Annotated in this window: 7 protein-coding genes; 3 read left to right on the plus strand and 4 right to left on the minus strand. The window is 39.4% G+C overall.

Annotated features, from left to right (window positions below):
• Positions 1-142: 142 nt before the first annotated feature.
• Positions 143-1,465 carry an IS4 family transposase gene (locus tag H592_RS0111050; protein WP_028868835.1) on the minus strand — a complete coding sequence of 441 codons (1,323 nt, stop codon included), beginning with the start codon at positions 1,463-1,465 and terminating at the stop codon, positions 143-145.
• 462 nt (positions 1,466-1,927) lie between these two features.
• Between H592_RS0111050 and H592_RS0111055 the strand changes: the two genes are divergently transcribed.
• Positions 1,928-3,718, plus strand: coding sequence for an ABC transporter transmembrane domain-containing protein (locus tag H592_RS0111055; RefSeq protein ID WP_028868836.1), 1,791 nt, complete (start codon positions 1,928-1,930; stop codon positions 3,716-3,718).
• Between the two features lie 153 nt (positions 3,719-3,871).
• Here the strand turns inward: H592_RS0111055 and H592_RS0111060 are convergent, their stop codons facing one another.
• On the minus strand, positions 3,872-4,789 hold the full coding sequence (locus tag H592_RS0111060) for a LysR family transcriptional regulator (protein ID WP_211235658.1): 918 nt from the start codon (positions 4,787-4,789) through the stop codon (positions 3,872-3,874).
• An 80-nt stretch (positions 4,790-4,869) separates the two neighbouring features.
• On the opposite strand from H592_RS0111060, the gene H592_RS0111065 reads away from it, so the two are divergent.
• Positions 4,870-6,009, plus strand: coding sequence for an alkene reductase (locus H592_RS0111065; RefSeq protein ID WP_028868838.1), 1,140 nt, complete (start codon positions 4,870-4,872; stop codon positions 6,007-6,009).
• Between the two features lie 256 nt (positions 6,010-6,265).
• On the opposite strand, the gene H592_RS24220 is transcribed toward H592_RS0111065, so the two are convergent.
• Together H592_RS24220 and H592_RS0111075 are read right to left on the minus strand one after the other, a co-directional pair.
• A complete protein-coding gene (locus H592_RS24220; protein WP_169727653.1) occupies positions 6,266-6,433 on the minus strand; it encodes a hypothetical protein in 168 nt (55 codons plus the stop codon).
• A 432-nt stretch (positions 6,434-6,865) separates the two neighbouring features.
• Positions 6,866-7,309: an RNA-dependent RNA polymerase family protein gene (locus tag H592_RS0111075; RefSeq protein WP_028868839.1), complete on the minus strand. Its 444-nt coding sequence runs from the start codon at positions 7,307-7,309 to the stop codon at positions 6,866-6,868.
• Positions 7,310-7,511: 202 nt separating this feature from the next.
• Here H592_RS0111075 and istA point away from each other — a divergent pair.
• The coding region (istA, locus tag H592_RS0111080) for an IS21 family transposase (RefSeq protein WP_028868840.1) at positions 7,512-8,568 on the plus strand (1,057 nt) is incomplete at its 3' end.

Raw genomic sequence — 8,568 nt, forward strand, 5'->3', positions numbered from 1 at the left:
TAAATCGTCTACTTGATCGTTGCTTTACCACTCGTTTAAGAAACACTAAACGTCGCGGGCAAAGCGCCTTGAATTAAACAATTTCTGCTATCCAGAATGATTCGTAACAAGAATTTAATAGCTCACTTCGGTGTAATGCCGTTCACTTAAGGTGAACGGTTTTTCTTTTTTTAAGCGGATATCCATTTTTAGAACACTTCAATTCTCGTGGATAACACCTCTCTCGCCTCGCAGGCAAAACGAATTGTTTCGCACTTTTTGTTATATTCATTACATACTTAGGAATGTTTCCTGGCGAGCAGAACGGTAGCATCGTCAACTCATAAATAATATGCATCGACGCACCATGAAAGCTCAATTGATTCGGATGTATTCCATCGAGTGATTTTGCCATTAATACCATCTGATAACGTATTAAGTTGTACGCTAACAATATCCCCCATAACTCTTGCTTTATCAGCTCAGGCTGATTACTACGTAGCGTAAATTGGCTATCAAGTAGTGATTGTTTCATTTCTCTAAAGCCTAATTCTATTTCCCAACGGTGGTCATATAAATCAACGATATCAGCAGGCGGAAAGCGCATTACATCGGTCATTGATGTGAGTATTTGTCGTGGCTTTCCGTTAATTTTTTTAGTCAGTAATCGTGCTTCAATATATTCAGGTAGATCTGGGAATTTCTTTCTAGCTTGAGGGCAAGCCGTTAAGCGAATAATTTTATCTTGTCGACCTAAGCTTCTGACTACTTCATATTGCGTGTTCTTTTTTAATGGCATCAACCAATGACGTGAAATACCTGTTGAATGCCAGCGATTTAGAAGCCCTAGAGAGTAAAAGCCTCGGTCAAACAAGGTCAAGCTATTATCAGGCGTATCTTTAATTAACTTTTCAGCTAAGTGCATTTCATTTACGTCCACACTATCAAAAGCACTTTGTGTCAGTAAGTGACTGGTTAATTCTATCTGACATACCATTCTTACTTGGGGGTAACTTGCTTTGCCATGATTGTTGCTAGTGCGCGCAAAATGATCACTGTTCTCTTTTGAGTCAGGTGTTCGCCAAACAACGCCATCAACACCTAGTAAAGATAAGCCACACCACGTTGGATGCTCAGATTTTTCATGCCATAGTGATTGTGTTTGATTAAAGATAGTCTCTATTGCTTGATGACCTAGCTTTTTCCGTGCTTGTGTAACAGCACTTGGGGCTACATAGGGAGTCCCATTTGGAAGAATAATATCAAGTTGATTGACCAGTTGGCGCATTGAGTATTTACGAAACAGTGCCATTCCAATAACGGCCCAAACCATTTGTTCCATAGGAAGTTTACGTTTTCTTATCGTAGCTACACCTGTTTGAGATAATGCATCAGCAACTAATTCAGGTGCTAATAGCTCATTAAGGCCTGTAAATTCAGTGAAGTTATTAAGTGATACTTGAGAGAGTGCTGATGATAGTTGCATAAAAAATCCGATGTTTTGTGAACATCGGATTTTGATCTCATTCAGCTAAAAATCAATAGATTTTTCTTAACTGATCGGCATTACACTTCGGTGAGCTTTTTTGTATCTGCTAAAGGTGAAATAAAGCAATTATATGTATATAAATAACTTAAGAGTTGGGGGGCGTTCTTTTTTTTATCTATTCAATAATTACAACCTTTTAACTCATAATAGTGCTCGAGGCGAAGTAGAAAAATGAACCATCTAAATTCAAATTAGTAGCCATAATCAGGGAAACATTACATATTGATTATTGTAATGTTTCTTGTTTATTCTTTCATATGGTTGAATTGCTTGTACTTTGGCACCATGAAGTCTTAAGTAGCCAACTTTTAGTCTTCACCTATAAAATTCTTACTGATGTAAATTAGCATCACTTCCTAACATATTGAGTAAATTGTGAAAAATACCTCTGTAGATAATATTGCTGTTGATGACACCTTAAATCCCAAAGAAAAGCTTAAAGCTTTTAATAGCTTATTACCTATATTTTCCTTTATAAAACCTTATAAATTAATGCTCGCACTGGCATTGCTTGCTTTATTGGTGACCGCTGCTGTTAATTTGTCGTTAGGACAAGCAGTAAAATTTGTCATTGATAATGGTTTTATTGCCGGCTCAGAGCAACAGTTACAAGAGGCGATTTTAGGCTTGGTTTTTTTGATTAGTTTATTGGCGGTCGGTACTTTTAGTCGTTTTTATTTAATGTCATGGTTAGGTGAACGAGTCAGTGCTGACATTAGAAAGGCCGTTTTTGCCCGCATCGTTACTTTGCATCCCAGTTATTTTGAAGAAAATAGAAGCGGCGAATTAATGTCTCGCTTAACAACGGACACCGCATTATTACAGTCAATAATCGGCTCTTCATTTTCTATGTCGTTACGTAGTTTATTATTATTGATTGGCGGTTTGGTGATGTTATTTGTCACCAACTTAAAACTGTCTTTAGTGGTTGTGGTGGCTGTTCCTTTTATTTTAATCCCGATGATAGTTTACGGCCGAAAAGTGCGATCGTTAGCGGAAAGTTCGCAGGGGGCGATTGCAGATATTGGTACGTATGCTGGCGAAATAATTCAAAATATTAAAGTCGTACAAAGTTATACGCATGAAGCCAGAGAGCAGGTTGCTTTTGGCCATGAAGTTGAGAAAGCCTTTATTGTCGCAAAGAACAGGGTAAAACAACGTTCTATTTTGATTGCCATTGTCATCTTTCTAACCTTTGCAACCATTAGCGCTATGTTGTGGGTTGGAGGTATGGACGTGTTATCAGGCAAGATGACGGGTGGTGAATTAGGAGCATTTGTTTTTTACGCGATAATGGTGGCGATGTCGGTGGCGACAATTGCAGAGGTTTATGGTGAACTTCAACGTGCAGCGGGGTCAGCAACACGTTTGCTCGATTTATTAAAAGTAGAGAGCGATATAAAACAACCAAGCCAACCTAGCACCATAAAAGTACAAGCATCATCTGCTATCAGTTTTGAACAGGTCAACTTTTCTTATCCTTCTCGGCCAGATTCGCCCGCATTACATGATATTAACTTAGTCATTGCAACGGGAAAAACGGTCGCTTTAGTAGGGCCCTCTGGCGCAGGTAAAACAACCCTATTTGAACTGTTACAACGATTTTATGACCCGCAGCAAGGTCAAATAAAGTTTAATGAAACTGATATTACCCAACTTCGATTAACAGATTTACGTGATGCGATGGGAATGGTGCCGCAGCAGCCAATATTATTTAGCTCCGATGTATGGCACAACATACGTTACGGTAATCCACAGGCAACAGATGCTGAAGTCATCGATGCCGCAAAACGTGCCCATGCCGATGAGTTTATTAATCAATTGCCACAGGGTTATGGCAGTTTTTTAGGTGAACAAGGTGTGCGTTTGTCCGGCGGACAAAAACAGCGAATTGCCTTAGCACGCGCTATTTTAAAAGATCCTAATGTATTATTGCTAGATGAAGCGACTAGCGCTTTAGATGCGCAAAGTGAAAGCCATGTACAAGCCGCACTGAATGATTTAATGGAAAATAGAACCACACTTATTATTGCACATCGTTTATCCACGGTGATAGATGCGGATTTAATTGTAGTCATGGATAAAGGCAGGATTGTTGACACTGGCGATCACCATTCGTTATTAAACAGTTCCGCATTATATAAAAAGTTGTGTGAGTTACAGTTTGATAAAGTGACCGGTCAGGTTTGATATTTTAAAAGTGAAAGGGGAGTTAATCATTAGACAGCGTCTATTATTACTCCACTAACAGTCTTAGTGGGATATTTAGTGCCTTATTTTCTAATGGCAAAAGGGCACTAAATAGGTTAAAAAATCACTTTAATATTGGCTTAAGGTTAATTGTTATAAGTTTTGTAATTGCGCTATCAACCATTTATGAATTGGGCTGTTGTTAGTGCGTGGGTGCCATGCCGCTATTACTTTAAATGTAGGAGGCTGTGCTGCTATTTTTAATTGTTTAACTTTGCTGTTTGGTAATAACCTAGCAGGGTAAAACGCCAACATATCGGTAGTATGAAGGATATCTGGCACTGCTGAAAAACTTGGTACCGACATAACAATATTGCGTTTTAGCCCTTGGCTTTCAAACCATTGATCATGTGACCCTCGTAAATTAGCTCTTGAAGGCGATACCACCAATTGTGCATGCTGTGCAAATTGCGCCAAGCTTAATGGCTCGGTGTAAATATTGTTGTCTATACCGGTAATACATAAATGCTGCTCTTCAAATAAAGTGACATAAGCAAGATTGTCTGGGATGAATTCCGGAAAGCTAATCAGCAAATCAAGCTCGCCTGCCGTGATCAGCTGATTAACATTATCGGAAGCAAAATCGCGCACTATTAACTTTAAACCGGGGGCTTCGCGACGGGTAATATTAAATAACTGCGGCAGTAAAGCCTGCGTGGCGTAATCGGTTGCGCTTATGGTGAACACACCTTTGTAGGTTTGCGGGCTAAACTGCTCGGGCTCTAATAAAGATGTTAATTGCTTTAAAATTTGATTAACAGGATCTCTAAGCCCTTGTGCTTTAGGAGTCGCAACCATGCTATTGCCCTGACGAATAAACAAGGGGTCTTCAAATAAATCTCGTAGCTTTCGTAATTGCTCACTAATAGCTTGTTGGGTTAAGCCCATTTTTCGCGCTACTTGCGACAGGTTTTGCAGCTCTAATAAGCTACTGAGTACCCTTAATTGTTTTATATCGAGTCGATTAATACCATTCATAGTTGTATGCTGTACAAAAAAGTGTTGTTTCAAATTGTAACGTTAAATCTCTATGCTGCCAATCTTGCTTAACCACTATTTAAGCCTTTGTTTGCTTTATAAGAGAATTTAAAATGAAATCAGAATTAGTTAATACCGACCCTTTATTTTCATCAATTGAGCTTGGTCCTTTTACGCTTAAAAATCGTATAGTGATGCCGCCGCTTACTCGTTCTCGAAGTACACAACCTGGCAATATCCCTAATCAATTAATGGCAGAGTATTATGCACAGCGCGCGTCGGCTGGATTTATGGTGACCGAAGGCACACAAATAGAACCTCGTGGCCAAGGTTATGCTTGGACTCCTGGTATTCATAGTGCAGAACAAGTACAAGGATGGAAGAAAGTAACAAAAGCCGTACATGATAAAGGCGGCATTATTTTTGCCCAGCTTTGGCATGTAGGTCGTGTCTCACACACCACGCTACAACCTAATTCAGAGAAACCGGTTGGCCCTTCAGATCTTGTTGCTGACAACGTCAGTGTATTTATTGAAACGGGTCCTGGCCAAGGTGCATTGGCAGAGCCAAGTGAACCTCGTGCACTAACAACAGCCGAGGTTGGTGAATTGGTAAACATGTACGCTCAAGCTGCACGTAATGCACTTGAAGCAGGCTTTGATGGTGTAGAGTTACATTGTGCTAATGGTTATTTAGTCAATCAGTTTATTTCAGAGCATACAAATAAACGTGATGATCAATATGGTGGCACGCTTGCTAATCGTTTACGCTTTTTAAAAGAGATTGTTGAAGCGGTAAGTGAGGTTGTTGGTGCTAACCGTTTAGGTGTACGCTTTGCTCCTTTATTTGAAAGCACAGATGAGGAGCGCGTTTATTTAGGGCTCGTTGAGTCAAACCCTCATGATACTTATATACAAGCCGTTAAATTGCTTGAGCAAGCGGGCATTGCTTATTTATCCATTGCTGAGGCAGATTGGCAAAATGCCCCCGATTTACCACAAGCATTTTATGAAGCAGTAAGAGCAGAGTTTTCAGGACGTATTATATACGCTGGTAAATATACGATTGAAAAAGCGGTAAACGTCCTTGCTAAAGGTTATGGTGACTTATTTGCATTTGGTCGCCCGTTTATTGCTAACCCAGATTTACCAGAGCGTATCGCAAATAATTGGCCACTTAATAAAGCCGATGCAGCTACTATGTATGGTGGTACAGAAGTCGGTTATAGCGATTATTCGTTTTATCAAAAGTAGCTAATCTACAAAGCCAAGGAAGGCTTGATTGTAGTGGCTAAGTCATATTAGTCATCAATCAACTGATAGATTGCTGAAGTAATAAGCTGCGAGTTACATAGATTGCTGAACTTGCTTAACTTGCTTAGATGGCGTTACTACCAGCGGGGCAAAATCTTGCTTTCATTTTACACTTAATGCTCGCTCGCAAAGGCGTGCATTGTGCTTTAGCAAAAAAACTAACGTTATGCTAAATAAGTCAGAATAATCACTAAGTTTATCTGCTTTTTTTATTCTCTGTTGGAGTGTCAGGTTGCTGCTCGGCCCGAAGTGCTTTTTGCGCGCGTTCATCAAGTGGTACACAGCAACGTTTATTTTCTGGGGTTAATCCCATTTCATCTAACCAGTCACAATAGTGTTGCCACGCTTTTTTTATTATGTTCATAAACCCTCGGTTTGTATTAATAACCTAGTTTCTCGCTGTACATATAATACCGCGTTATTACATTTAAAAATGAATAAATGACGATTATATTTTATGTTACATGCTCTAGGCCCGTTTGTGGTGGCAAAATGGTGTTAGTCGCTAGTTTGTAGCTTTTAACTCGCAAAGGGGCATAAAGTGAGTTAGGAAATATACTTACAATTTATAAAAATTCAAGATTAATGACCTGGTACTAGTATTTCGTGGTAGCTTGCTCAAAAAGGCAAAAAGAAAGATCTTCCCCTCGGCCCCATAGACTCTGAATATTCCAGATTGAATGTAATGCATTGATTTAAATTGATCTAAGTTAGGGTGTCCAACCTTGTGTGGACTGTTCGTACAATCGGAGACACAAGCAACTTATTTTTAAATCTAACTCTGAATTCCCCCACTTTATCCGACAAGTTTATGGTTTAAAATAAACTCTAACCCCTCTTTTGCAAATAAATTATCAGGCTCAATTTGAAGCCAAAACCTAAGCTTACCTTCAATAGATAATATATAATTAGGCTCTTTTATTTTAAGTTTGCTGATGTGAGACAACACACTGAATTTTCTCATGAAGTGTATTTCTTGCTTTATTAATCTTTTGGTTTTCCTAGGTATTTTTAGTTCCTTGCCTTGGACAGATATACCTGTAACAATTTTTTGTTTATCTCCAATGATTAATTTTGTTTTTGAATTATTAACATTCAACCCAAAATCAATGACTATTGAAGTAATCAATTCAATGAAACTATGTGGTATATAGTCACCAGAAAATGCAAGATCGTCGGCATACCTAGTATATTTAAAATTGTATTTTTTTGATAATCTGTAAACTCTGCATATTACCATCCATGCCGATCACCTAATAACCTCTGACCCGATCACCTAATAACATCCATCGCGATCACTCATTAACATTCATGCCGATCACTTTTGGCGAAAATGTTATTAAGTGATCGCCTGAAATGTTATTGCTCATAGTTTGTACTTTTTTGTCTGCCTGTAGGTGTTTTTAACCGTTATTCTTCTTGGTTTCATTTGGGGAATAACCATGGCAACGGTACACATTTCTATGCGTAAACTTAAAGAGATCTTAAGACTAAAATATGGCTGTTTACTTAGCCATCGCCAAATAGCAAAAAGCCTATCAATTTCAGCTTCTATTGTTTCTACTTATTCTGCGCGAGCAGCATCCTTGGGCATCGCAAGTTGGCCTTTAAACGATGAGTGGAATGATGAGTCATTGCAGCGGGCATTCCTTAAATCAAAGCCTCGGCCAAAGCAATTCGCCATACCCGATTGGGCGGTGCTACAACAAGAACTCCGGCCAAAGACCATGACATTACTTTTGCTCTGGCAGGAGTATGTTGAACGGCATCCAGAAGGTGCTTACAGTTACAATCACTTCTGCCGGCAGTACAAAACCTGGTTGAAATGCCAGAAGCCCTCAATGCGCCAAAACCATAAAGCTGGTGAAAAACTCTTCGTTGATTACTGTGGTCCCACCATGAATATTACCGATCCCAGTACCGGCGAATGCCGGACTGCACAAGTTTTTGTTGCCGTTATGGGCGCATCAAATTACACCTATGCGGAAGCCACATTTACCCAAGGCTTAGAAAATTGGGTAATGAGTCACTCTCGTTGCTTTGAATTTCTGGGTGGCGTACCGGAACTAATCATTCCAGATAACCTGAAAAGTGGTGTAACACGGGCTTGTCGTTACGAACCAGATCTTAATCCTACATACCAACAGCTTGCCGCGCATTACAACACCGTCATTGTCCCTGCAAGGCCCTATAAACCTAAGGATAAGTCTAAAGCTGAAGTCGGTGTGCAAATTGTTGAACGCTGGATAATGGTGCGATTACGTCATGAGCCTTTCTTCAGCTTACGTCAATTAAATACGCGCATTGCAGAATTATTGATTGATTTAAATACGCGTCAAATGAAGAAGAAACCAGGATCCCGCTTATCTCAATTTGAATTACTCGATAAACCAGTCTTAAAACCGTTACCCGACAAGGCTTACATATTTACCCAAATCAAGCAGGTGAAAGTGCATATTGATTACCATATTGAAGTAGAAAAGCATTACTACTCTGTCC

The organism is Psychromonas arctica DSM 14288, from assembly GCF_000482725.1.
Lineage (GTDB): Bacteria > Pseudomonadota > Gammaproteobacteria > Enterobacterales > Psychromonadaceae > Psychromonas > Psychromonas arctica.